This is a genomic window from Nocardia sp. NPDC049935, from assembly GCF_055586645.1.
In genome coordinates, this window is record NZ_JBVJHV010000005.1 from 303,081 (window position 1) to 327,003 (window position 23,923).

The 23,923-nt window shown below is 68.7% G+C and carries 26 protein-coding genes and 1 pseudogene; 9 read left to right on the forward strand and 18 right to left on the reverse strand.

Annotated features, from left to right (window positions below; genetic code table 11):
• Position 1: 1 nt before the first annotated feature.
• Together ACZ6SF_RS21170 and ACZ6SF_RS21175 are read right to left on the reverse strand one after the other, a co-directional pair.
• Positions 2–490 carry a YbaB/EbfC family nucleoid-associated protein gene (locus tag ACZ6SF_RS21170; RefSeq protein ID WP_466063877.1) on the reverse strand — a complete coding sequence of 163 codons (489 nt, stop codon included), beginning with the start codon at positions 488–490 and terminating at the stop codon, positions 2–4.
• A 20-nt stretch (positions 491–510) separates the two neighbouring features.
• Entirely contained in the window at positions 511–831 is a 321-nt protein-coding gene (locus tag ACZ6SF_RS21175) for a WXG100 family type VII secretion target (RefSeq protein ID WP_466063878.1), read from the reverse strand.
• A 309-nt stretch (positions 832–1,140) separates the two neighbouring features.
• On the opposite strand from ACZ6SF_RS21175, the gene dtd reads away from it, so the two are divergent.
• Entirely contained in the window at positions 1,141–1,584 is a 444-nt protein-coding gene (dtd, locus tag ACZ6SF_RS21180) for a D-aminoacyl-tRNA deacylase (RefSeq protein ID WP_466063879.1), read from the forward strand.
• 39 nt (positions 1,585–1,623) lie between these two features.
• Here dtd and map read toward each other — a convergent pair whose 3' ends face one another.
• The 11 genes and pseudogenes from map to ACZ6SF_RS21235 form a co-directional block, all read right to left on the reverse strand.
• Positions 1,624–2,421: a type I methionyl aminopeptidase gene (gene map / locus ACZ6SF_RS21185; RefSeq protein WP_466063880.1), complete on the reverse strand. Its 798-nt coding sequence runs from the start codon at positions 2,419–2,421 to the stop codon at positions 1,624–1,626.
• A 52-nt stretch (positions 2,422–2,473) separates the two neighbouring features.
• On the reverse strand, positions 2,474–3,034 hold the full coding sequence (locus ACZ6SF_RS21190; protein ID WP_450002799.1) for an adenylate kinase: 561 nt from the start codon (positions 3,032–3,034) through the stop codon (positions 2,474–2,476).
• Positions 3,031–4,356, reverse strand: a complete 1,326-nt coding sequence (gene secY, locus ACZ6SF_RS21195) for a preprotein translocase subunit SecY (protein WP_466063881.1) — start codon at positions 4,354–4,356, stop codon at positions 3,031–3,033. The genes ACZ6SF_RS21190 and secY overlap by 4 nt, the downstream gene beginning before the upstream one ends.
• A gap of 164 nt (positions 4,357–4,520) precedes the next feature.
• Positions 4,521–4,964 carry a 50S ribosomal protein L15 gene (gene rplO, locus ACZ6SF_RS21200; RefSeq protein WP_466063882.1) on the reverse strand — a complete coding sequence of 148 codons (444 nt, stop codon included), beginning with the start codon at positions 4,962–4,964 and terminating at the stop codon, positions 4,521–4,523.
• Between the two features lies 1 nt (position 4,965).
• Positions 4,966–5,145 carry a 50S ribosomal protein L30 gene (gene rpmD, locus ACZ6SF_RS21205; protein WP_466063883.1) on the reverse strand — a complete coding sequence of 60 codons (180 nt, stop codon included), beginning with the start codon at positions 5,143–5,145 and terminating at the stop codon, positions 4,966–4,968.
• Positions 5,146–5,147: 2 nt separating this feature from the next.
• Entirely contained in the window at positions 5,148–5,798 is a 651-nt protein-coding gene (rpsE, locus tag ACZ6SF_RS21210) for a 30S ribosomal protein S5 (RefSeq protein WP_466063884.1), read from the reverse strand.
• A gap of 46 nt (positions 5,799–5,844) precedes the next feature.
• A complete protein-coding gene (rplR, locus tag ACZ6SF_RS21215) occupies positions 5,845–6,252 on the reverse strand; it encodes a 50S ribosomal protein L18 (protein ID WP_357422114.1) in 408 nt (135 codons plus the stop codon).
• 2 nt (positions 6,253–6,254) lie between these two features.
• Positions 6,255–6,791, reverse strand: coding sequence for a 50S ribosomal protein L6 (gene rplF, locus ACZ6SF_RS21220; protein ID WP_466063885.1), 537 nt, complete (start codon positions 6,789–6,791; stop codon positions 6,255–6,257).
• A gap of 14 nt (positions 6,792–6,805) precedes the next feature.
• Positions 6,806–7,204: a 30S ribosomal protein S8 gene (rpsH, locus tag ACZ6SF_RS21225; protein WP_357422112.1), complete on the reverse strand. Its 399-nt coding sequence runs from the start codon at positions 7,202–7,204 to the stop codon at positions 6,806–6,808.
• Between the two features lie 306 nt (positions 7,205–7,510).
• Entirely contained in the window at positions 7,511–8,575 is a 1,065-nt protein-coding gene (locus tag ACZ6SF_RS21230; protein WP_466064083.1) for an MSCRAMM family protein, read from the reverse strand.
• A pseudogene (locus tag ACZ6SF_RS21235) lies at positions 8,552–9,985 on the reverse strand (MFS transporter); the annotation flags it as partial. The gene ACZ6SF_RS21230 and the pseudogene ACZ6SF_RS21235, both read right to left, overlap by 24 nt.
• Before the next feature lie 157 nt (positions 9,986–10,142).
• On the opposite strand from ACZ6SF_RS21235, the gene ACZ6SF_RS21240 reads away from it, so the two are divergent.
• Entirely contained in the window at positions 10,143–12,230 is a 2,088-nt protein-coding gene (locus ACZ6SF_RS21240; protein ID WP_466063886.1) for a serine/threonine-protein kinase, read from the forward strand.
• A gap of 21 nt (positions 12,231–12,251) precedes the next feature.
• On the opposite strand, the gene ACZ6SF_RS21245 is transcribed toward ACZ6SF_RS21240, so the two are convergent.
• Positions 12,252–12,911 carry a TetR/AcrR family transcriptional regulator gene (locus ACZ6SF_RS21245; protein WP_466063887.1) on the reverse strand — a complete coding sequence of 220 codons (660 nt, stop codon included), beginning with the start codon at positions 12,909–12,911 and terminating at the stop codon, positions 12,252–12,254.
• A 177-nt stretch (positions 12,912–13,088) separates the two neighbouring features.
• Between ACZ6SF_RS21245 and ACZ6SF_RS21250 the strand changes: the two genes are divergently transcribed.
• The 5 genes from ACZ6SF_RS21250 (at position 13,089) to ACZ6SF_RS21270 (ending at position 18,454) form a co-directional block, all read left to right on the forward strand.
• A complete protein-coding gene (locus tag ACZ6SF_RS21250) occupies positions 13,089–13,958 on the forward strand; it encodes a hypothetical protein (protein ID WP_466063888.1) in 870 nt (289 codons plus the stop codon).
• The gene (locus ACZ6SF_RS21255; RefSeq protein WP_466063889.1) at positions 13,955–14,989 is read left to right on the forward strand and encodes an isopenicillin N synthase family dioxygenase; all 1,035 of its coding nucleotides are present in this window, start codon (positions 13,955–13,957) and stop codon (positions 14,987–14,989) included. Before ACZ6SF_RS21250 ends, ACZ6SF_RS21255 begins: the two co-directional genes overlap by 4 nt.
• A gap of 5 nt (positions 14,990–14,994) precedes the next feature.
• Positions 14,995–16,509, forward strand: coding sequence for a purine-cytosine permease family protein (locus tag ACZ6SF_RS21260; protein ID WP_466063890.1), 1,515 nt, complete (start codon positions 14,995–14,997; stop codon positions 16,507–16,509).
• Between the two features lie 96 nt (positions 16,510–16,605).
• Positions 16,606–17,748, forward strand: coding sequence for an alkaline phosphatase family protein (locus tag ACZ6SF_RS21265; protein WP_466063891.1), 1,143 nt, complete (start codon positions 16,606–16,608; stop codon positions 17,746–17,748).
• Between the two features lie 67 nt (positions 17,749–17,815).
• Complete coding sequence (locus tag ACZ6SF_RS21270; protein WP_466064084.1) at positions 17,816–18,454, forward strand: MBL fold metallo-hydrolase; 639 nt, start codon at positions 17,816–17,818, stop codon at positions 18,452–18,454.
• 21 nt (positions 18,455–18,475) lie between these two features.
• On the opposite strand, the gene ACZ6SF_RS21275 is transcribed toward ACZ6SF_RS21270, so the two are convergent.
• A complete protein-coding gene (locus tag ACZ6SF_RS21275; protein ID WP_466063892.1) occupies positions 18,476–19,048 on the reverse strand; it encodes a TetR/AcrR family transcriptional regulator in 573 nt (190 codons plus the stop codon).
• 155 nt (positions 19,049–19,203) lie between these two features.
• Between ACZ6SF_RS21275 and ACZ6SF_RS21280 the strand changes: the two genes are divergently transcribed.
• On the forward strand, positions 19,204–20,754 hold the full coding sequence (locus ACZ6SF_RS21280; protein ID WP_466063893.1) for an MFS transporter: 1,551 nt from the start codon (positions 19,204–19,206) through the stop codon (positions 20,752–20,754).
• 58 nt (positions 20,755–20,812) lie between these two features.
• Here ACZ6SF_RS21280 and ACZ6SF_RS21285 read toward each other — a convergent pair whose 3' ends face one another.
• The 3 genes from ACZ6SF_RS21285 to ACZ6SF_RS21295 all read right to left on the reverse strand — a co-directional run bounded on the left by ACZ6SF_RS21285 (position 20,813) and on the right by ACZ6SF_RS21295 (position 22,601).
• Complete coding sequence (locus tag ACZ6SF_RS21285; RefSeq protein ID WP_466063894.1) at positions 20,813–21,148, reverse strand: hypothetical protein; 336 nt, start codon at positions 21,146–21,148, stop codon at positions 20,813–20,815.
• Positions 21,149–21,473: 325 nt separating this feature from the next.
• Complete coding sequence (locus ACZ6SF_RS21290) at positions 21,474–21,881, reverse strand: hypothetical protein (RefSeq protein WP_466063895.1); 408 nt, start codon at positions 21,879–21,881, stop codon at positions 21,474–21,476.
• A 93-nt stretch (positions 21,882–21,974) separates the two neighbouring features.
• Positions 21,975–22,601, reverse strand: a complete 627-nt coding sequence (locus ACZ6SF_RS21295) for a TetR family transcriptional regulator (protein ID WP_466063896.1) — start codon at positions 22,599–22,601, stop codon at positions 21,975–21,977.
• A 96-nt stretch (positions 22,602–22,697) separates the two neighbouring features.
• Here ACZ6SF_RS21295 and ACZ6SF_RS21300 point away from each other — a divergent pair, with 96 nt between their 5' ends.
• Complete coding sequence (locus ACZ6SF_RS21300) at positions 22,698–23,894, forward strand: FAD-dependent oxidoreductase (RefSeq protein WP_466063897.1); 1,197 nt, start codon at positions 22,698–22,700, stop codon at positions 23,892–23,894.
• Positions 23,895–23,923 lie beyond the last annotated feature (29 nt).

Sequence of the window (23,923 nt, forward strand, 5' to 3'; positions counted from 1 at the left end):
CTCACCAGCTGGAGTCGGTAACCGACCCGCCCCGGCCCTTGTCGGTGGGCGCCGGCGCCGCGCTGCCGTCCTCGAAATCCCTGCGGCCCTGGGTCGCCGGCCGCGAAGTCGACGCCGGGACAACCCCGGGGATCTCGATATCGGTCAGGCCGGCGACGAGATCGGTGAGCTTCGGCATCCGGGTGCGCTGGGTGTCCAGCGGCGCCATCAGGTCGGTCGTTCGCTCGGCCACCTCTTTGCACGCACGCTGGGCGGCCTCGATCACCGCTTTGGCGATCTCCGAATAGGTCAGCTCGTCGATATCGTCGGCGAATTTCACATCGACCACGGTGTTGTCCGCGTTGACGGTAACGGTGACCTTCTTACCGCGTGCCGTCGCGCTGGCGCTGAGTTCGGCGCGCTGCTGCTGGATGCGCGCGATCGTGCGCATCTGCTCCTGGACACCGTCCATGATCGCGGCCAGATCGGCCTTGGCTTCTTCGTTTGTCATCGTCGCGCCATTCCCCCGGATCAGCGGAGGCCGTCGCGGTTGCCGTCTTCCATATCCTGCAGATAGTCGGCGCTTTCGACCTGGCCGTCGTGGAACTGCCCCATGGTGCCGGAGACATTGCGGGCGCTGTCGATGAGATTCTTCTTCGACGGCACGTATCCGTTGCCGTCCTGACCGTTGGCGAAGGACTGCCCCAGCGAATCCCCGCCCCACGGTTCACCGCGACCGTCGATGCTCGCGGTGAGCGTGCCGATCACGCCGTTGATCTTGTCGCGGACCCCGCCGGTTTTCCCGGCCGCACGACGAAATGCCTCGTCGTTGTAATCGACTCTGTCGCCCATGATCCCACTCCTCCCGGGCCCTCCCGCGCCGGCGAACCTCATCCGCCGTCGACGATGGCAGCCGGGGAAGAATCCGGTATGACGCGGATATGAACAGGATCTACCCCGCCGGTTTCGAAAAGGAGATGCGATTCCTGCACCAGGGTACGGGTTTTGAGCAGCAGAGGTCGAGCGAGCGACATCGGCCCGCTGGGACAGATGAACTGTAGGCGCGAAACCACAGCCGCGCCACCATGCCGTTTCCCAATTTTGGGAAGTCGTTCACCCCGGGCGACTCGCGGCTACGGGCGGACGGCATGATCGGGAATCATGCGAGCTCTGCTACAGCGAGTGACCTCGGCCCGGGTGACCGTGGACGGCGAGATCGTCGGACGGATCGATCCCGCCCGCAGTGGAATCCGGCACGGACTGCTCGCGCTGGTCGGGGTCACCCATACCGATACCGAGGCGACCGCGCGGGCGATGGCCGAGAAGATCTGGCGGTTGCGCATTCTCGACGGGGAGCGCAGTGCCGCGGACCTGTCGGCCCCCATCCTGGTGGTCAGTCAGTTCACGCTCTACGCCGATACCCGGAAGGGGCGCCGGCCCTCGTGGTCGGCGGCCGCCCCCGGCGCGACCGCCGAACCTCTGGTCGACGCACTCTCCGGCGCACTGGCCGAACTCGGCGCCACCGTCGCCGGCGGCCGATTCGGGGCCCATATGGAGGTCGAACTCGTCAACGACGGCCCGGTCACCGTGCTTCTGGAACTGTGATCCGGCGCCGAGGGCCCCGCCCGCCGGATCGGCCGGTCGTCACGGACGCAGGGTGAGGATCCGCGGTCCGTCCTCGGTCACCGCGACCGTATGCTCCCAGTGCGCCGCCCGCGAGCCGTCGGTGGTGACGACCGTCCAGTCGTCGTCGAGCACCTTGGTGTCGGAGGTGCCCAGGGTCAGCATCGGCTCGATCGCCAGGACCGACCCCACCACCAGCCGCGGACCCTTACCGGGATCGCCCTCATTGGGCAGGAAGGGGTCGAGGTGCATCTCCCGGCCGATCCCGTGGCCGCCGTAACCGTCGACGATGCCGTAGGGCCGGCCGTGCTCGGTCTCCGCGGCGCGGGTACCGAGTTCGATCGCGTGCGAGACATCGGTGAGCCGGTTCTCCGGCAGCATCGCGGCGATACCGGCGACCATCGACTTCTCGGTGGCCTCGCTCAGCAGCCGGTCGGCCTCCGAGAGTTCGCCGACGCCGAATGTCCACGCCGAATCGCCGTGCCAGCCGTCCAGGATGGCGCCACAATCGATGGATACCAGGTCACCGGCGGCCAGCACCTCGTCCGGCGACGGGATACCGTGCACCACCCGGTCGTTGACCGAGGCGCAGATGGAGGCCGGGAAACCGTGGTAGCCCTTGAACGACGGGACCGCGCCCGCGTCCCGGATCACCTGTTCGGCGACCCGGTCCAGATCCAGGGTGCTGACCCCGGGCACGGCGGCCGCGCGGACCGCCACCAGCGCGCGTCCGACGATCGCACCCGCCGCGGCCATGGCGTCGAGCTCGCCGGCCGTGCGGAACGGCACCACCTTCTTGCTCTTACGACCGAAAACCATATCGGGTCAGCTCTCCCTCACCGATGGTGCGACGCCCGGCCCGGCAACCGAATCAACCGGTCGTGGCATTACGGCCCAGCGCCTCGAGGGCCCGGGTGTTGACCTCGTCGACCTCGCCGACACCGTCCACCGTGACGACCAGGCCGTCGTAGTAGTTCAGCAGCGGTTCGGTCTCGTCGCGATAGACGCGCAGCCGGGTCCGGATGGTGTCCTCGTTGTCGTCGGAGCGGCCCCGGGCCAGCATCCGTTCGACCACGGTGTCCTCGGAAACCACGAAGCACAGGACCGCGTCCAGTTCGCTGCCCAGTTCGTCCAGGATCTTGGCCAGCGCATCGGCCTGATCCACCGTGCGGGGATAACCGTCGAGGACGAATCCGCGCGAGGCGTCCGGCTCGCCCACCCGCGACCGGACCATACGGTTGGTCACATCGCTGGGCACCAGTTCACCGGCGTCCATGTACTGCTTCGCTTCGAGACCCAGCGGCGTCTGCTCGCCGATATTCGCGCGGAAGAGATCCCCGGTAGAGATATGTGGTACGCCCAGCTTCTCCGATAGCAGCACGGCTTGAGTGCCCTTGCCCGCTCCCGGCGGCCCGAGTAGTACAACTCTCACTTGAGGAACCCTTCGTAATTGCGATTCATGAGTTGGCTTTCGATCTGCTTCACGGTGTCCAGGCCGACGCTCACCATGATGAGCACTGCGGTACCACCGAACGGCAGATTCTGCGCGCCACCGCCGGAAGCTCCCATATCCAGGAACAGGTTCGGCAGTACGGCGACCAGACCGAGGTAGATGGAGCCGGGCAGGGTGATGCGGCTGAGCACATAGGTCAGATGATCGGCCGTCGGCTTACCGGGGCGGTAGCCCGGGATGAAGCCGCCGAACTTCTTCATCTCGTCGGCGCGTTCCTCCGGGTTGAAGGTGATGGCGACGTAGAAGTAGGTGAAGAAGACAATAAGTCCGAAGTAGATCGCGATGTACACCGGGTTACCGGGATTCACCAGATACTTCTGGATGATCTCCTGCCACCAGCTCGGATCCTCGGCCGTATTCGAGCCGGTGAGCTGGGCGATCAGGTTGGGCAGGTAGAGCAGGGACGAGGCGAAGATGACCGGGATGACGCCGGCCTGGTTCACCTTCAACGGCAGATAGGTCGAGGAGCCGCCGTACATCTTGCGGCCGACCACGCGTTTGGCATATTGCACCGGGATCCGGCGCTGGCCCTGCTCGACGAAGATGACGGCCACGATGATCGCGAAGGCCGCGACGCACACCAGCGCGAAGATCAGGCCGCCGCGGCTGTCGAGGATGTTCTTGCCCTCGCTGGGGATGCGGGCCGCGATACCGGCGAAGATCAGCAGCGACATACCGTTGCCGACGCCGCGTTCGGTGATCTGCTCGCCGAACCACATCACCAGCGCCGCGCCGGCGGTCATCACCAGCACGATGATGATCATGCCGAAGATGCTGGTGTCGGCGAGGATGTCCTGCTGGCAGCCCTGCAACAACTGCCCGCGCGCCGCGAGCGCCACCAGGCCGGTGGCCTGCAGGATCGCCAGCGCGACCGAGAGATAACGCGTGTACTGCGTCATCTTGGTCTGACCGGCCTGGCCCTCTTTGCGCAGTTCCTCGAAACGAGGGATCACCACGGTGAGCAACTGGATGATGATGCTCGCTGTGATGTAGGGCATGATGCCGATCGCGAACACCGACAGCTGCAGTAGCGCACCGCCGGAGAACAGGTTGATCAGCTGGTAGATACCGGCGGAATCACCGCCGGAGACCAGGTCGATGCACTCTTGCACCGCCTTGTAGTCGACGCCGGGCGACGGTAGCGCGGCACCGGCGCGGTACAGCGCCACAAGCCCCAGCGTGAAGAGAATCTTCCGCCGCAAGTCCGAGGTCCGGAAGGCCGTAACGAAGGCGGAAAGCACAGATCCTCCTGGCGAACGACATGGTCAGGCCATGGAATTTTTCAGCGTGTCCCGGTCGGAATCGCCGAACCCATGACGGGTCTTGGCAGACAACACTTGAACTCTAACAGTGGCGCCGGACGAGCCTGCACTCGTCCGGCGCGCTGTCGTCGATACTCCGAGCGTCAGCCCAGTTCGGTGGCGGTGCCACCGGCAGCGGTGATCTTCTCCTTGGCGGAGCCGGAGAACTTGTCCGCGCTGATCTGGACGGCGACGGAGATCTCGCCTTCGCCCAGCACCTTCACCAGCTGATTCTTGCGAACAGCACCCTTGGCGACGAGTTCGTCCTTGCCCACGGTGCCGCCCTCGGGGAACAGCTCCGCGATGGCGCCCACGTTCACGACCTGGTACTCGACCCGGAACGGGTTGGTGAAGCCCTTCAGCTTCGGCAGCCGCATGTGGAGGGGCATCTGCCCGCCCTCGAAGGCGGCCGGCACGTTCTTACGCGCCTTGGTGCCCTTGGTGCCGCGACCCGCGGTCTTACCCTTGGACCCCTCACCACGACCCACGCGGGTCTTATCGGTCTTCGCGCCCGGTGCCGGACGCAGGTGATGCAACTTGATGGTCATGTCAGACCTCCTCAACTGTTACGAGGTGGCGCACGACGTTGATCAGCCCGCGGTTCTGGGCATTGTCCGTACGGACCACCGACTTGCGGATACCCCGCAGGCCGAGGGTGCGCAGGCTGTCCCGCTGATTCTGCTTGGCGCCGATCGAACTCTTGATCTGGGTCACCTTGAGATCTGCCATCGTCAGACTCCTTGTCCGGCACGGGCACGCAGCATGCCCGCGGGAGCGACGTCCTCGAGCGGCAGACCACGGCGGGCCGCGACCTCTTCCGGACGCTGCAGCATCTTGAGCGCGGCAACGGTCGCGTGCACGACGTTGATCGCGTTGTCGCTACCGAGCGACTTGGCCAGGATGTCGTGGATGCCCGCGCATTCCAGCACCGCGCGCGCGGCGCCACCGGCGATCACACCGGTACCCGGGGACGCCGGGCGCAGCATGACCACACCGGCCGCCGCTTCGCCCTGCACCGGATGGGTGATGGTGGAGCCGATCATCGGGACGCGGAAGAAGCCCTTGCGCGCTTCCTCGACACCCTTCTGGATGGCCGCGGGAACTTCCTTGGCCTTGCCGTAGCCGACGCCCACGAGTCCGTTGCCGTCGCCGACGATGACCAGGGCGGTGAAGCTGAAGCGACGGCCACCCTTGACCACCTTGGAGACACGGTTGATCGCTACGACGCGCTCGAGCTGATTCTTCTCGGCCGCATCGTTACGACGGTCGCCGCCACCGCGGCGGTCGCCGCCACCCCGGCGGTTGTCGCGACCCCCGTCGGGGCCGCTCGAATTCTGTCCGGCGGGTCCGTTTCCGCCGTCACGCCGCTGACGTCCCGGCATCAGACGTTCCTTCCGTTCACACAGGTATGTGCAGTCATGTTGGTCATCAGAACTTCAGCCCGCCTTCCCGAGCGGCGTCGGCAAGCGCCGCGATCCGGCCGTGGTAGTCGTGGCCACCGCGGTCGAACACCACGGCCTCCACACCGGCGGCCTTGGCACGCTCGGCGATCAGCTCGCCGACCTTCTTGCCCTTGGCGGTCTTGTCGCCCTCGAGCGCCCGCACGTCGGCCTCGATGGTCGAGGCGGAAGCGAGGGTGTGACCGGCCGCGTCGTCGATCAGCTGCACGTGCAGGTGCCGCGAGGAGCGGTGCACGATCAGCCGGGGACGAGCGCTGGTGCCCTCGATCTTCTTGCGCAGGCGGAAATGGCGACGCGTCTTCGACAGCCGCCGGCGAGTGGAAGCGTCCTTGCCCAGCGGAATCCGCTTGGCCTTCTGATTCTCGGTTTGCGCCATGATCACTTACCCGTCTTTCCGACCTTGCGGCGAACGACCTCACCGGCGTAGCGGATGCCCTTGCCCTTGTACGGGTCGGGCTTGCGCAGTCCGTGGATGACCGCCGAGATCTGGCCGACCTTCTGCTTGTCGATCCCGGATACGGAGAATTTGGTGGGCGTCTCCACCGCGAACGTGATGCCCTCGGGCGCCTCGATCGGCACCGGATGGCTGTAGCCGAGGGCGAACTCGAGGTTGCTGCCCTTCTGCTGCACGCGGTAGCCGACGCCGAAGATTTCCATCTTCTTCTCGTAGCCCTTGGTGACGCCGGTGACCATATTGTCGACCAGCGTCCGGGTCAGGCCGTGCAGCGAACGGCTGCGCCGTTCGTCGTCGGGCCGGCTGAAGACCAGCCGGCCGTCCTCCTGCGCGACGGTGATCGGCTCGGCGACGGTCAGCGACAGCTGTCCCTTCGGGCCCTTCACCGCGATGTCCTGGCCGTTGATGGTCACCTCCACACCGGAGGGGAGCACCACGGGATCTTTACCGATACGCGACATTGTCCGTACCTCCCTTACCAGACGTAGGCGAGGACTTCCCCGCCCACTCGCTGCTGAGCCGCCTGACGGTCGGTGAGCAGGCCGGTCGACGTGGAGATGATCGCCACGCCGAGGCCGCCCAGGACCTTGGGCAGGTTGGTGGATTTCGCGTACACGCGCAGACCGGGCTTGGAGACGCGGCGCAGGCCCTGCAGGCTGCGTTCGCGGCTGGGGCCGTACTTGAGGTCGACGACGAGGTTCTTGCCCACGGTCGCGTCCTCGGTGCGGTAATCGGCGATGTAGCCCTCACGCTTCAGGATCTCGGCGATATTCGCCTTGAGCTTCGAATGCGGGGCCTTCACCTGATCGTGGTACGCCGAGTTGGCGTTGCGCAGACGCGTCAGGAAGTCTGCGATCGGATCGGTCATGGTCATAGTTCGACCTCGACACCTTTCTCGCCGCGGTTCCCATACAACACCCGCGCACAGGGCGTGAGTCGTGGGCCTACAGCAATTCGGCTGGTTCCGGACGGCAGTCGCCGCCGGATGAGTTCGTATCGCCCGGACCGTCCGCGCGGGACCGTCCACGGGCACAGAGGTGCCCTGGCAACCGGTCTAGTGTAGGAGGCGCCCCGCGCTCGGCAAAATCGGGGTCCCCGGCCTGTCGCCGGGCCCGGTCCCACGACGGCGACAGGGGCCCGAGCATCGGCTCGGACCCCTGCGCGGCAGTGCTCGGCGGGCTCACCAGGAACTCTTGTGGACCTCCGACAGTCCGGCGGGCGATTCCTCGATCTCCGGCACGGCGGTTCCGGCGGTCTCACCGGGGGCGTCGGCGCTCAGGCGCATATCGATGCCCTCGATATCCTTCTCCCCCACCCGCACCTGGGCGCTGGCCGGGGCGTACCCGGTGGCGACCACGGTGTAGGCGCCTTCGGCGAGGTTCCCGAAGACATAGGAGCCGTCCGCGCCGGTGGACTGCGTCTCGACCACATTGCCCAGCGAATCGGTGAGTGTGACCAGGGAGTGGGCCAGCGGGCGGCCCCCGCCGGTGACCACACCGGAGACCCGTACGCCCGGGCGCAGCAGCACTTCGACGCGTGCGGTGTCACGACCGGTGACCTGCACCGATACGGCGGTCGGATGGTAGCCGAAGGCGCTCACCGCCAGGGTGAACTCACCTTCCGGAAGACCACCGAGCTCGAAATACCCGGCCGGGTCGGAAACGCCCGCGGCCATCACCTCGCCGCGCAGATCCAGCGCGGTGACCGTGGCCCCGGTGACGGGTGTCCCGTCGCCGGTCCGCGCGACCGTGCCCTCCAGGCCGGCGAGGGTGCTGAGGGTGACGTCGTAGGACACCGGGTTGCTGCCGAGCACCGCGGTGGACGCGTCCGGACGCCGCCCTTCCGCGGAGGCGATCAGCACATAGGAGCCCGGTTCGGGCGCGGCCAGTTCGTAGAACCCGTCCGGCCCGGACAGCGCCCGGCTCAACTGCTGCCCCGCCGGCGAGATCAGGGTGAGCGTCGCACCCGTGACGGCGATACCCCGCCCGTCGTACACGCGCCCGAACAGCACCGATCCGCTACCGGCCGGCTGCGGGGCGGCGGCGCCGTTGGTCGCGGCCACGCCGTTGCGGGTCGCGGGAACCGCGGCCGGAGCTTCGGGCGCGGCATGCCGCGGTCCATGGGTGGCGTCGGCATCGTCGAGCACCCGTTCGGCCTCCACGGACAGACCCGCGGGTGCGGCCGGTACGGCCTCGGCCACGGCGTGCGCCTCGGTCCCGGCAGGCTCGGGCCGCGCTCCCGCCACCGCGGCAGCCGCGGCACGTTTGGCGGTGGGGATGGTCAGGGCGATCAGCGCGGCAGCCGCCGCGACACCACAGCCGATGAGGATGCCGACCTTGAACCCGTTCTCGGTCGGGACGCTGATCCCGCCCGCGAAAGTGGTGCTCATCTCGGCCAGCACGGCGCCGATCGCCGCGGAGGCGACCGACGTGCCGATGGATCGCATCAGGGTGTTGAAGCTGTTGGCCGCGGAAGTCTCGGACACCGGGACGGAGCTCATGATCAGTGCGGGCATGGCGCCATAGGCGAACCCGACACCGAGGCTGATCACGATCGCGCCGACCATGAGGCCCCAGGGCTCCCCCATCAGCGGCACGGATACGCCGTAACCCGCGGCGATGATGACCGCGCCGAAGATCAGCGTGACCTTGGGCCCGGCCAGCGCGGACAGTTTCGCGCTCAGCGGCGAGGCCAGCATCATCATCAGCCCGCCGGGCGCCATCCACAGGCCCATCGCGACCATCGACTGGCCGAGGCCGTAGCCGGTGGCCTCCGGCAGCTGCAGCAGCTGCGGGAAGACCAGCGCCTGCGAGAACATCGACATACCGATCACGATCGAGGCGGCGTTGGTGAGCAGCACCCGCGGCCGCGCCGTCACCCGCAGGTCGACCAGCGGGTCACGCATCCGCAGTTCCCACATGCCCCACACCAGCAGCACCACGACCGCGGCGACGAACAGCGAAATGGTGGTGACACTGGTCCAGCCCCAGCTCGCGCCCTTGGACACCGCGAGCAGCAGGCAGACCAGCGCGGCGCCCAGGCCGATCGCACCCAGGAAGTCGAACCGGCCGCGTTCGGCCCGGGGCGGGGTGGACGGCACCACCATGAAGATCAGCAGACCCGCGACCACGCCCAGCGCCGCGACGCCCCAGAACAGGTAGCGCCAGCTGCTGTACTCGACGACGGCCGCCGCCAGCGGCAGCCCCAGCGCGCCACCCACACCGAGGGAGGAGCTGATGAGCGCGATCCCGGAGCCGAGTTTGGCCGGCGGCAGCAGATCACGCAGCGCCGCGATCCCCACCGGGATCAGGCCCACGCCCATCCCCTGCAGGCCGCGGCCGATGAGCATCGGCCACAGCGACGAGGAGACGGCGCAGATCACCGAGCCGATGACCAGCGGCACCACCGATCCCACCAGGACCGGCCGCTTGCCGAGGAGATCACCCAGCCGGCCCGCGACCGGGGTGGTGACCGCGCTCGCCAGCAGGCTCGCGGTGACCACCCAGGTCGCGTTCGACGGTTCGGTGTCCAGGATTTCCGGCAGCTGCCCGAGCAACGGCATCACCAGGGTCTGCGTCAGCGACGCCACGATCCCGGCGAAAGCGAGCACCGCCAGTACCGCCGCGGGGCGGACGACGGGTTCGGTTTTGGTCACGAGCCTGCTCCTCAGCAAGAGTGAATTCAGTCGATGTGCATAATACACATAACATGCATGATGCAATCTAACCAATTCGGACAGCTCCCCGAGGTGGCGATCCCGGGCCATTGCCAGCACAATCTGTTCCCTGATGCCGACGGCCGGGGAGGACACGATGGATCAGGCGACAGGTGAGCCGTTCGGCCGCTACCGGTTGCTGGAGAAGATCGGCGAGGGCGGGATGGGCCAGGTGTTCCGCGCCCACGACACCGTGACCGACCGCACCGTCGCGATCAAGGTATTGCCCGCGCATCTCGGCGCCGATACCGGCTACCGGGAGCGCTTCCGCCGGGAAGCTCACGCCGCGGCCCGGCTACGGGAACCCCATATCGTGCCGATCCACGACTTCGGCGAAATCGACGGCCGCCTCTTCCTCGATATGCGGATCGTCGACGGTATCGATCTGAAGGCCGTCCTGGCCCGCACCGGGCCACTCGCCCCGGACCGCGCCGTGCGGATCGTCGAACAGATCGCGGCGGCCCTCGACGCCGCGCACGCCGACGGCGTGGTGCACCGCGATGTCAAACCCTCCAACATCCTGCTCACCGACCACGATTTCGCCTACCTCATCGATTTCGGAATCGCCCGGGCCACCTCCGATACCGGGATGACCACCGCCGGTACCACTATCGGCACCGTGGCGTATATGTCGCCGGAGCGATTCACGGCGGGCCGTGCCGATGCCCGCGCCGATGTCTACGCGCTCACCTGCGTCCTCTACGAATTCCTCATCGGGAGCACTCCATTCCCCGGCGACGCCATGGAACAGCAGATCGCCGCCCATCTCACCGCCGCGCCGCCCCGGCCCGGAGCGGCGCGACCCGAACTGCAGCCGTTCGACGCGGTCATCGCCGCCGGCATGAACAAGGATCCCGATCGCCGATATGCCACGGCACGAGACCTCGCGGCCGCCGCGCGACAGGCAGCCGAGCGTCTCACGGCCGGGCACCCACCTCACGCGGTCGTCGATCCGCAACCGGCCCGCTTTTCGCGAACCGCCGCCACCGCTGTCGCTCCGGTTTCGGCATCGGCCACCACCGAACGCCGATCGCCGCACCCATCAGTCGCGGATTACGCCGGATCGGAAGCCGTGGCCGCCGCGGCCCCGTTGGTCCCCACCAATATGCCGACCGGCGCGGGCCCATCACCGTCCGGCGCGAGCGCCGCCCGGGAAACCGCAACCCAGCCGCCCAGCCGATCGATCGCCGGTTACGCCCTCGTCGTACTCGCCCTCGTGCTCGTTGTCGTCGTCGCCGTCTCCATCACCCGCCACGACACCGAATCTCCCGGGTCCGAGATCACGGCCACGTTCGATATCGACCGCGCGGCATACGAGATCGCCGTGAACCCGGCCGATCACACCCTCTACCTCACCAACGCGACCGACGGCGCGGTGTCGGTGGTCGATACCGGCTCCCGCACGGTCACCGGGGTCCTCCAGACCGGAGAGAAGGTCGAACAGCTGGCGTTCGATCCGCGGTCGAACGTCCTGTACGCCGCAGGGGAGACCGAGGTCGCGTTCCTCGATCCCGGTACCCGGACCAACACCGCCGCCGTTCCGATACCCTGCCGGCCGACTTCCCTGGTTCCCGATTCCGAGGCCGAGGCCCTTTACGTCGTCTGCTCGGACAGCGTCACCGTCCTGGACAGCCGGGCCCGCACCGTGGTCGCGACGGTACCGATCGACGGCCGCTACAACACGAAGGCCGCCCTCGATCCGGCCCTCGGAGCCCTCTACCTGACCACCGACGACGGTCTGGCCGTTTTCGACACCCGCACGCGCACTTTCACCTCCCCGATCACCTTCGACGAGGATTCGCGCCCACTCGACCTCGCCGTCGACCCGGAAACCCATACGATCTGCGTCACCGAGACGACCACCCCCACCGGCAGCACCAGTGACGAACGCTCGGCAACGATCGTCGACGGCAGATCCCGCACGATCATCGGGGTCGTTCCGGTCGCGGGGAATGCGCTCGATGTGGCGATCGCCCCGACAACCCACACCGCCTACGTCGTCAACTACGACAACGTCGTCGCCATCGATCTCGGCACCCGCAGCGAAATCGCGGTGGTCGACCTGTTCTCGATGACCAGCAACTACACCCAGGACATCGCGGTTGACACCGCCACCGGCACTGCCTACATCACCCACGGCGATGCCGAGCGCACGCCCGTCACCGCGGTCGGCCGGGTGTCGTGACGGCGCCGCGTGGACATGCGGTCAGGCCGCGAAGCGCTCGGCCGCCGTACGTGCGGCGGTGATCTCCGCCGCGCGGCAGCCCAGGAGTCGCAGCACACCCTCGGCCACCCCCACGGCGACCCCGGCCACATCCCGTTCGCCCTCGGGGGGCCGGGACTGGATCACGCTCTCCACCAGTCCGCAGACCAGCCGGGTGGTCAATTCCTCGGAGCCGGCGCGGCGGCCGGTCCGGGTGATGAGGTCGCGGTAGGCGCTCCACAACTGGTCACGATGACCGCGAACTCCGGCGAAATGGTCACCGGTCACCTCGGGAAGCAGGAACAGGGCGCCCATATTGTGCGGGTCCTCCAGGAGCACCCGGACGTCGAGGTGGCAGAGCGCCCACAGTCCGGCTTCCGGCGGGAGATCCGCTTCCCGTAATCGCGCCGCGACCGTGAGCGCGGGCCGGACCGTCTGTTCCAGCAGGACGGTGAGTATTTCCTCTTTACCGCGGAAATGGTTGTACACCGACGCCTGCCGGATACCGGCCGCCTCGGCGATGGCCCGGGTGCTGGTGGCCGCGTAGCCGCGCCGCCCGAACAACCGCGCCGCCGCCGTGAGGACATCGGCGCGGGTATCGGAACCCGATCGCGAGGGCCCGCTGGCGCGTGGTCGCCCGACGCGGCGCTTCGGTGCTGTCACGGCTGTACTTCCCACCTCCGTCACCGTCCGATCCTCGCATACCGCCCAGGTCGCCGAAACGTGCTCGTAACCGGAGGCCCAGGGCGTTACCTACGGTGAACAGTGCGGTGACCCGCACGACTCGACCCTGCCGCGTAATTACTGTCAGTTGATCGTAATTACGGAAGGGTGCCGGCGATGACGACCGCGAGACCCGTGCCCGGATGGCCCCACCAGGCCCCGGCCACCGCGCGAATTCCCGGATCCGGTGAGCTCACCGGGGTCTGGCGGCGCACCTGCCTCGAATGGACCGACGGCACCCGCGACACCACCACGGCCGTGACCTGGCTGCAGGCGGGCGGGCACTACGCCGATCTCCGCCGACCCGCGGACCGGCCCGATTTCCGGGCCGTGTCCTGCCTGCGGGACCTGACCCGCCCGCACCTCGAATGGCTTTCCCGCCAGGAGGGTTTCGCCGGGACGCTCGCCACCGACCCCGCGGATCCGGCGGTCTTCACCTGGGCGCGCAGTGTGGATATCGAACCGTTCCACGCCGTCCCCGATACCGGGACGCTGCATATGGAGGCGGACACCCTGGTCGAACGCGGCCGCCTCCAGCCGTATCTCGAACGCTGGCAGCGCGACACACCGAGCGACGCACTACCGGCCGCCGCGCTGACGCTCGTCGAACGCGCCACGGGACGTCACGGCTTCCTGCTGCGCGCCGGCGCCGACTACGCCTACGTACGCGACCGGCCGCCCGTCCGGGACCACGGGCCCGACCTGCCCCGGGCCGTCGCCGCGGCGGACCGGAAGCGCGCCCAGGATCTGGTCGATATCGAGATCTCGATCGGCCGGACCCGCGACGGCTGGCCGATCACCCATTCCAGCCTGCCGTTCCGCGAGCACAGCCCGCTCGACGTGCGGCTCGACTCCGGCGCGGCCCTGCTGCACACCCGCGATATCAGCGCCTCCGGTGCGGCGATGGTCCGCGTCTGGACCGTCGCCGATGCCGACGGCGATCTCCGGAACTTCCCCCGATCCGGCAACGAAAGGCCCCGCATATGACCGGCACCACCGATTTCGCCGCCCTCCCCGTTATCGATATCGGCCCGCTGGTCCACGGCAGCGGCGACGACAAGGCGGCCGTCGCCGCGCGACTCGGCGACGCGGCCCGCACTGTCGGCTTCATGTACCTGACGGGAACCGGGATCGGGCAGCCGCTGATCGACGCGCTACAGGCGGCGGCCACCCGGTTCTTCGCGCTGCCGACGGCCGAGAAGATGGCCGTCTACATCGGAAATTCCACGAATCACCGCGGTTACGTCCCCGAGGGCGAGGAGGTATTCGCCGGCGGCGGAGTGGACAAGAAGGAGGCCTACGACCTCAGTTTCGATCTACCGGCCGACGATCCGCGCTACCTCGCCGGAAATCCCCTGCTGGGCCCCAATCAATGGCCCGACCTGCCCGGTTTCGCCGAGACGGTATCCGCCTACTATTCCGCGGTTTTCGAACTCGGCCGGATCGTGCTCCGCGGTTTCGCGCTGGCCCTGGGCAAACCGGAGACCTACTTCGACCACTACGTCACCGAACCCCCGTCGCAGCTGCGCCTGCTGCACTACCCGGAGGATCTCGACGCCGTCGACAGGCTGGGAATCGGCGCGCACACCGACTACGAATGCTTCACCATCCTGAAACCGACCGCCCCCGGGTTGGAGGTGCTCAACGGCGCCGGGGAATGGATCGACGCGCCACCCGTACCGGACGCGTTCGTCCTCAATATCGGCGACATGCTGGAGTTGTGGACCAACGGCGAATTCGTCGCCACCACCCATCGCGTCCGCAAGGTCACCAGTGAGCGGTATTCGTTTCCGCTGTTCTTCAGTGTCGACTACGACACCGTCGTCGAGCCGCTCCCGGAATTCGTCACCCCCCAACGCCCTGCCCGCCCACCGCTGATCGCGGGCGAACATCTGCACGCGCAGACCGCGCAGAGTTTCACCTATCTCCGCAACCGCCTCGCCGAAGGCGATCTCAGGCTGCCCGACGGCGCGCTGGCCCTGTCCTCGTTCGGCCATACCGCACGCCTTGGAGCCTGATCGCGATGTCCACCGAAACCACCACCGCCGCTGTAGCCGCCCCGCCCTCCGGACCACCGGTCACCGCACCCGACCCGCAGTTCTTCGCCGACCGGATGGGCCGGATCGAACGCTGCGGGATCGAATACATCCCCGAGGAAAACCGGAAATCCACACCCCGCAACCTGACCGCGATCCTGTTCGGCAGCAGTCTCGCGCTGAGCGTCATCATCATCGGGGCGTTCCCGGTGACCTTCGGGCTGAGTTTCGGGCAGGCCGCGACCTCCGTCGTCGCGGGCACGCTGCTGGGGGCGATCCTGCTGGCCCCCATGGGACTGATGGGTCCGCGTACCGGCACCAACAATCCCGTGGCGAGCGGCGCCTTCTTCGGCGTCGCGGGCCGGCTGATCGGTTCCCTGCTGGAGGCGACCGCGGCGCTCGCGTTCGCCGCACTCAGTATCTGGACCGGCGGTGACGCACTGGCGGGCGCCCTGGTCACGGTTTTCCATCTCGACGACACCACGGTGCCCCGGCTGATCGCCTACGCCGTACTCGCGGTGATCGTCACGGCCATCTCGGTGCTCGGCCACGCGAATCTGGTCGCCGCCCAGCGCTTCATGATCCCCACGGCGGGACTGTGCCTGCTGCTCGGATTGTTCGCCTACGGCGGCGATTTCGACCCGTCCTACACGGGGACCGGCGAGTACGCCTTCGGGTCGGCGACCGCCACCTGGATGGCATCGTTCCTGATCACCACCTCGACGATCTCCTCCCTGGGCCCCTATGCCGGGGACTGGACCCGCCATATCGCGCCACGGCTGCACAGCGACCGCGCGATCACCCTGGCGCTGTTCGTCGGCGCCCTGTGTATGGGCATCCCCATGCTGTGGGGCACCTTCACCGCGACCGCCGTACTGGGCGGCGGCGCGGTGACGGCCGAGGACCCCTACGTTCTCGGACTGGTCGCGGGTGCGCCGGCGTGGTTCGTCCCCGCCGTCCTGTATCTGGGTCTGGCCTCGGGCACCGCCCAGGCGGTGATCAACACCTACGGGACCGGACTCGACACTTCCTCGATCGTTCCCCGGCTGAACCGGGTCCAGGCGACCCTGGTCGCGTGCGGGGTATCGGCGGCGCTGGTTTATATCGGGCACTTCTATTCGGCGATCGTCGCGGGTATCAGCGTGTTCCTGCAGGTGCTCACGTGTTTCTCGCTGCCCTGGATCGTGATCGTCGCGATCGGTCACTTCTACCGCCGGGGTTACTACGACGTGGCGGCGCTGCAGGTGTTCAACCAGGGACGACGCGGCGGGATCTACTGGTTCACCGCCGGATTCAACCTGCGCGGGCTACTGGTCTGGATGGTGGCGGCGGCCGTCGGACTGCTGTGTTCGAGCAACGCGTGGTTCATCGGACCGGGCGCGCAGTTGTTCGGCGGTATAGACCTCGGGTTCCTCATCGCCGGAGTGCTCGCGGCCGTTCTGTATCCCCTCGCCCTCATCCGATATCCCGAATCGACGGAGGTGTTCGGCGCGCCGCGGTAGCGGAATCCACGGCCGGAAGCGGTGGTGCGGCGACCGGTCCGCCGCACCACCGCTTATTCCGTTCCCTCGCCCGCCGTGATCCAGCACCATGAGGCGGTGCCGTACACACTCGCCGACCTCCTGCCGTCCGTCGCCGCGTCCTTCGGATCGGATCGCCCCGGCCCGCTGGCGCTCGCCCCCAATCGCGATGTCGTGGTCCTGCTGATCGACGGACTGGGCGCCGGACTCCTGGCCCGGCACCGGGATACCGCGCCGACCCTGGCCGCGCGGATCACCGCCACCCTCGCCGCCGGGTTCCCGGCGACCACCGCGACCAGCCTCAGCAGCCTGGCCCTCGGCGCCCCCTGCGCCACCCACGGCATCATCGGCTACAGCTTCGCTCTACCCGATCCCGGCGGAATACGGCTGTTCAACGCGCTGCGCTGGCGATTCGATTCCGCGACCGGAGACGATGCCCGCGAGGACTTCCCGCCGGAAACCGCGCAGACCGGCACCAGCCTGCTCCAAGACCTCGCCGCGCGCGGCGTGGAGGTGCACTACGTCGTCCCGGAGTATCAGATTCGTTCCGGCCTGACCCGCGCCGCCTTCCGGGCCCCCGGCACCCTGCATCCGGCCGCCACGCTCGACGAAGTGCGCACCGGAATCCTCGAGGTCGCCCGGCATCCGGGAACCGGATCGCGATTCGCCTACGCCTATTTTCCCGATCTGGATTCCACCGGCCACCTGCACGGCCCCGAATCGCCCGAGGCGCTGGCGGTCCTGCGCGATATCGACGCCTTCGTGGCCGGCCTGCTCGCCGAACTACCGGATACCTGCACACTGCTGATCACCGGCGATCACGGAATGATCCACGCCGACACCGTCATCGATCTCGACGCGCGCACCGAGTTGCACCGCGATATCCGGCTGATCGCGGGTGAGGCGCGGGTGCGGCATATCTACCTGGAGCGTCCCGAGGCCGCGGCGGACGCCCTGGCCCGATGGACCGCCGGACTCGCGGGCGGCGCCCGCGTGGTGACCCGGGAACAGGCGCTCGACGAGCAGTGGTTCGGCCCGACCCCGCCCACCCCGGTGATCGCGTCCCGGATCGGCGACCTGCTGGCCGTCGCCGAGAACCGTACGGTGCTGGTACGGCCGGAGCACGAACCGCTGGAGTCGATGATGGTGGGTCATCACGGTGCGTGGACCGACGACGAACAGCTGGTCCCCCTCATCAGCTCGCACCGACCCTTGACCTGAACCATTATTCAGGTTTTAGCGTGACGGTATGCGAACAGAATCCACACCGGACACCGAACCCACGACCCTGCGACAGGTGTTCCCCGACCTGTGGGAGACCCGGGAGTTCGTGGTCCCCGGAGGCCCGCGCACCCACGCCTACCTCTGGACCCCGCCCACCGGCGGGAACATCCTCTTCTACTCCCCCGGCGACGACCGAGATTTCGATGCCCTGGCACAGCTCGGCGGTGTCACCCGCCAGTATCTCAGCCATCAGGACGAAGCCGGTCCGATGCTGCGCGCGGTCACCGGCCGCTTCGGCAGCCGCCTGCACGCGCCCGCGCCGGAAGCGGACGCGATCGGCGCGTTCGCCCCGATCGACGTCCCGCTCGACGGCCGGGCGGTGGACGACGCGGGCATCGACGTGATCCCGACACCCGGCCATTCCCCCGGCAGCACCAGCTATCTGGTTCCCGGTCACGGCGGCCGCACCTACCTGTTCACCGGCGACACCCTGCTGCGCTACGCCGACGGCGTCTGGCGCACGGGTTACATCCCGGGCTACAGCGATAAGGAGGGCCTGTACGCGGCCCTGGACATTTTCGCCGGGCTGACCCCGGATGTGGTGGTGTCCAGCGCCTTCGTCGACGGAGCCGCCGGAGTGCACCGGGTCGAGCCCGGTGCCTGGCCCACCCACCTGGACCAGGCCCGGGCCGGACTGGCATGACCCCGCCCCTCCCGGCCGGGCTCACGGCCGCGCGTGGGAATCCCGGTCCGGACGCGACTCCAGGATCGGCAGCGTGAAGCGTTGCAGCAGTTCGGTTTCGATCTCCGGATCGGCCGGCCACAACAGCAGGGACAGCACCGTGCGGATGAGCCAGGCGGCGGCGACCGGGTCGTCGCGCAGGCCGACGAACTCGGCGGCGATCTCCAGCAGGGCCGGCGAGGCGGCGAAAGTGGTGACGGCCCGCGCGCCGGGATCGGATTCGAGAAAGGCCATGAGCACCGGATCGGCGCGTATTTCCCGGATCGCGACGATGAGCACGGTGTGGACGCGGTCGGCGCCGGTCCGGTCGCTGACCGCCTCGTCGACGACGGCGGTGATACGGGTCGCGGCCCGCGCCATCACGGTCTCCCGCAGCCGCGTCTTACCGCCGGTGTGGCGGTAGACCGTCGCACGGGAGCAGTGCGCGCGCCGCGCCACCGCGTCGATATCGAAATGGTCGAACCCGTGCTGGGCGATCAGGTCCGCCGCCGCGGCGTAGATGTGATCGGCGGCGGTTTCGTGGCGGTCGGTGCCCAGCAGCCAGTCGATTGCCATATCTCAGTATGAGACGAAACCACTCTCCGGATACCGGAAACACACAGGTTGGACCCGGTCCATGAGACATACGCACGGCCGTCGCCGATCCATTTCGTATCGACATCGGTCGCAAGCCTTGCCGGAGGGGAGCCCGCTGGGCGAGCGTTGGGCTCATGCAGGATCTCGGTGACGCCGCGTCCACCGCGCCCCCGGCGCCGGTTTCCGCTTCGACCTGGGCCCGGCGCCGCACGCTGATCGTGTCCTGCCTGGCCGTATCCCTGGTGGTCGCCACCATGGCCGCGCTCTACACCGCGCTACCGGGGATCGCGGTGGACACCGGCGCCGGCCGCACCCAGGCGACCTGGATCATCGACAGCTACACCCTGGCGCTGGCCTGCTTGGTCCTGCCCGCGGGCGCCATCGGTGACCGGTACGGCCGCCGGCTGATGCTGATCATCGGGCTCATCGTGTTCTGCGCCGCCTCCGTCGTATGCCTGCTGACCTTGGACGTCGGCATGCTGATCGGCGCACGCATCGTCGCCGGTGTCGGCGCGGCGCTCGTCATGCCTTCGACGCTGTCGCTGATCACCGCCGGATTTCCGCCGGACGCGGTCGGGCGCGGGATCGGGTTCTGGGCCGGGTTCGCCGGCAGCGGCGGCCTGCTGGGCCTGGTCGGCTCGGGCGCGCTGCTGCAGTGGTGGTCCTGGCAGTCGGTGTTCATCGTCTTGACCGTGAGCGCCGCCCTGCTGGCCGCCGCCGCGTTCACCCTTCCCGAATCGCGCGGTAGCGACCGGCGGCGATTCGATCTGCCGGGAACCGTCGCCATCGTCGTCGCGATCGGGACGTTCGTCGCGGCGCTGATCGAGGTCGGCGAACGGGGCTGGACCGATCCGTTCATCCTCGGCGCGCTGGTGGTCACCGCGGCTGCCGCCACGGCGTTCGTACTGGTCGAACTGCGCTCCCGCAATCCCCTGCTGGATCTGCGGCTGTTCGCGCGCCGCGGATTCGCCTGCGGTTCGGCGTCGGTCACGGTGCAGTTCTTGATCACGTTCGGACTGTTCCTGGTGGTCGTGCAGTATCTGCAACTGGTCCTCGGCTACAGCCCGCTGAAGGCGGCGGTGGCCTGTCTGCCCATGGGTGCGGCCATCGTCGCCCTGGCCGGGGTCGCGCCGCTGCTTACCGCCCGTTTCGGACTCCGGCTCCCGACCACCGCGGGCCTGATACTGATCGGTGTGGCGCTGCTGCTCATGAGCCGCCAGACGCTGGACTCCGGTTATCCGAACCTGCTGGTGGCACTGTCGGTCTTGAGTATCGGACTGGGCCTGGCGGCCGCCCCGGCAACCATCGCGATCATGAGCGATACACCCGCCGAGAAGCACGGTGTCGCCGCGGCGGTCAACGACGCCACCCGCGAAATAGGCGCGGCGATCGGAATCGCGATCGCCGGAACCGTCCTCGGCTCCGGTTACCGGACCACCATCGCCCCCGTCCTGCCCCAACTCCCCGAACCGGCCCGCGAACCGGTGGCCGATTCGCTCGCCGCCACCCTCGAACTCGCCGAACGCGCCGGACCGCAGGCCCAGCCGCTGGTCGACCTCGCGCGGGCGGGTTTCGTCGAGGGTATGCAGCATACGACCCTCGTCATGGCCGCGATCAGCTTCGTCGGCGCGGTGGCTCTGGGCATCTGGGCACCGGGCCGGCCCCGCGGTTCCGAGCGCGCTTGAACGCCGGCGCGGTGCGACCGCCGGGTATCGCCGGCCGCACCGCGTCACGTGCGACGGATCAGCGAATCACCGTCACACTGACCCCGGGCGGTGCGGCCACCGGCTCGTCGATGATCACCCGCAGGGTGGAACCCGGGGCGATCGCGGCCCGTCCCGCGAATTCGGCGATGCTCGCCCCGAGGCGCTGTTTGGCCTCCGGCGTGAAGTTCGGCGGCAGCGCGCCCAGCACCGGCCCGAGGTTCAGGCCGGTGATCGCCCGAGCCTCGGCATCGGTCAGGTCCACCGTGACCGCTTTCGGCGACGGGGTCACCGCCAGCGCCGAAGCCGTACCGCTACCGAAAACGAGGCAGCCGAGCGGGGCGGCGAGGGCGATCAACGGGGTGAGAGGTCTCACGGAATTCATCTCCTGACTTCGTGGGATTCGTTTCTTCACTGGATGATCGGCGCCGGTACGACCGGCGCCGGCGGCGCCGAGGACTCGGGACGCCGTTTCTCGGACACGGGTCGGCCGTGTCGAGAGTCCGAGATGTTCCGGTGTCGAGGGGCTCCTCATCCGCCCGCGGGAAATCCACCGGGCGGGCGCGCAGAACTGTCCCCGGGTGCGGCAGCCGCAGCGGAGGCCACCGTGCACCGTGTACGCGCGGAGGATGCCGGAACTCACCGGAACCGGGAGATAGCCGGCGGCCGGGGCGGACGTTCCCGCTCCCGCCGCCGACCCGTCAGCGACGGGAGACGCAGAGGCGCAGTAACAACACCGATCCGGTGGCGGCGGCGCGGTAGCCGATGAGAGGCGGGCGAGGGCGCCGGTGCGCGGAGCCCGCCGCGCCCAGCAACAGGGCGGCCAGGAGCAGCGCCGCGACCCACAGGTGGTCCATTCGCGGGCGGACCGCCGGTGCGCGCAGGCACGCGTACGGGCAGTGCACCGCGTGCCCGTCCGATTGCCGCGGATCGGACGGCGCGATCGTCACCGCGCCATCCATTGCGGTCGGCAAAGCGACCGGCGAAACCTGCTGAACGTGAATCGATTCGGATCCGGAACTGTCACGGACCTCGAGTGTCAGCACGACCGCGGCGAGCACGAGCAGCAACACCTGCACCAGGCTCGGCCGCCGCGCCATACGAGTCACAGCCGCCGATACTAGGCGACGCCCGGAACATCCGGACATTCACCCCATTACCGGCACTGGGAACGAATCCGGCTCTGCCCCAATGAGACCCGGTCAGCGGCGGTCCGCCCGGGCGGGTGGCTCCGCGGGCCCGGCGGGAGCGCAGCTCGCGACCAGCCCCGCCACGGCACCGCGCAGCCGCCTCCGGATCTCCTCCTCGGCGCGGACGGTGAGTACGAGATGATGGAACATGCCGACCAGCGCCAGCGCCAGCCACTCGGGGTCCGCCGCGGCGCCGATTCGTCCGAGCCGCTGTTCGGCGGCGAGATAGTCGGCCGCCGCCGCCTCGATCGCCTCCAGCCCCGCCGTTTTGGCACCGAGGACCGCGTGGACCCGTTCGACGAGGTCCGGCCGCGCGACGAGAAGCCGGACGAACACCCACACCCGCGACGGCGGCGTCGAGAGGACCGCGTCGCACAGATTCGCCGCGATATCCCCGGTACCGGCCCGCTCGGGAAGCCCGGTCGCTCCCGCCGCGATGAGGAAGGCGCGGTCCACGGCGTAGTCGGCCAGGAAGTTTCCGAGATCGGCGAAATGCGCGTACAGCAACCCGGTGGCGACCCCGGCCTCCGCCGTGACCGCACGACCGCTGAGCCGGCCCGGCCCCTCGCGGACGATCACCCGTTCGGCGGCGGCGAACAGTTGCTGGCGGACTTCCGGTATGGCGACACCTCTGGGCACCCCTCCGAGTCTACGGAACTTGCCGCCAGTATGAGCATGTGCTCATACTAGAGTTTGAGCAACTGCTCATACTTGCCCGGACCCAAGGAGCGGACAGTGACGAACGACCGGACCCCCACCAGCACACCGGCACGAAAGGCGGTGGTGGCGGGCGCCGGGATCGCCGGCCTGGCCACCGCCCTGCGCCTGCACCGGTCGGGCTGGCAGGTACTCGTGGTGGAGCGATCCCCGGCCCGCCGGACAGGCGGCTATATGGTGAATCTGCTCGGCCGCGGCTACGACGCCGCCGACGAACTCGGCCTGCTACCCGATCTGCGCGACCGCGATCTGGGCCTGTTCACCTCGATCCTCGTCACGGCCGACGGCCGGCGGAAGTTCGCCGTCCCGGCGGCATTCGCCCAGGCGGCACTGGGCCCCCGCGCGCTCACCGTATTCCGGGGCGATCTGGAATCCGTGCTGTACGCGGCGGCGCGCGAGGTCGCCGATATCCGGTTCGGTACCACGGTGCGGGCGGTGGAACAGGACAGCGCCGAGGTGCGAATCGAGTTGAGCGACGGCACTTCCGAACGCGCGGACCTACTGGTCGGCGCCGACGGTGTGCACTCCGGAGTGCGCGACGCCGTCTTCGGACCCGAATCCCGATTCCGGGTCGACCTCCGGCACGTGGTCGGAGCGTTCCCGTTGACCCGGGTACCGCGGGGGATTCCGGAGAATTCGGGCACCACGTTCATCGGACCCCGGCGCACCGCGGCCGTGATCAACCTCGGACCGGGACGGTCCTCGGCCTTCTTCACCTACCGGGCCGCCGACCCCGCGGCCGAAATCGCCGCCGGACCGGTATCCGCCCTCACCGCGGCCTTCGGCGATGTGGGAGGCGGCGTGCCCGACGCCCTCGACCGGCTGACACAGGCTCCGGCGGCGGCCTACTTCGATTCGGTGAGCCAGGTGGTCGCGGACTCGTGGAGCCGGGGCCGGGTCGTACTACTGGGCGATGCGGCCTGGTGCGTCTCGCTGTTCGCCGGTCACGGCGCGGCCCTGGCCCTGGCCGGAGCCGGGGAACTCGGCACCGCGCTGGACGAGTACGCCGGTGATATCCCGGCGGCGCTCACGCACTGGGAGGCACGATTGCGGCCCGAGACCGCCAAGCGGCAGGCACTGGCCAGGCGCGGTATGAGCCAGTACGCCCCACCCACCCGGGCCCATATCCGGGCCCGGGATCTGATGATGCGCGCGATCACCCTCCCCGGAATACGCGGCCTGGCCGAACGATCCCTGCAGCGCGCGAACCGGTAATGGATATGAAACACCGGTGAAATTTTGTC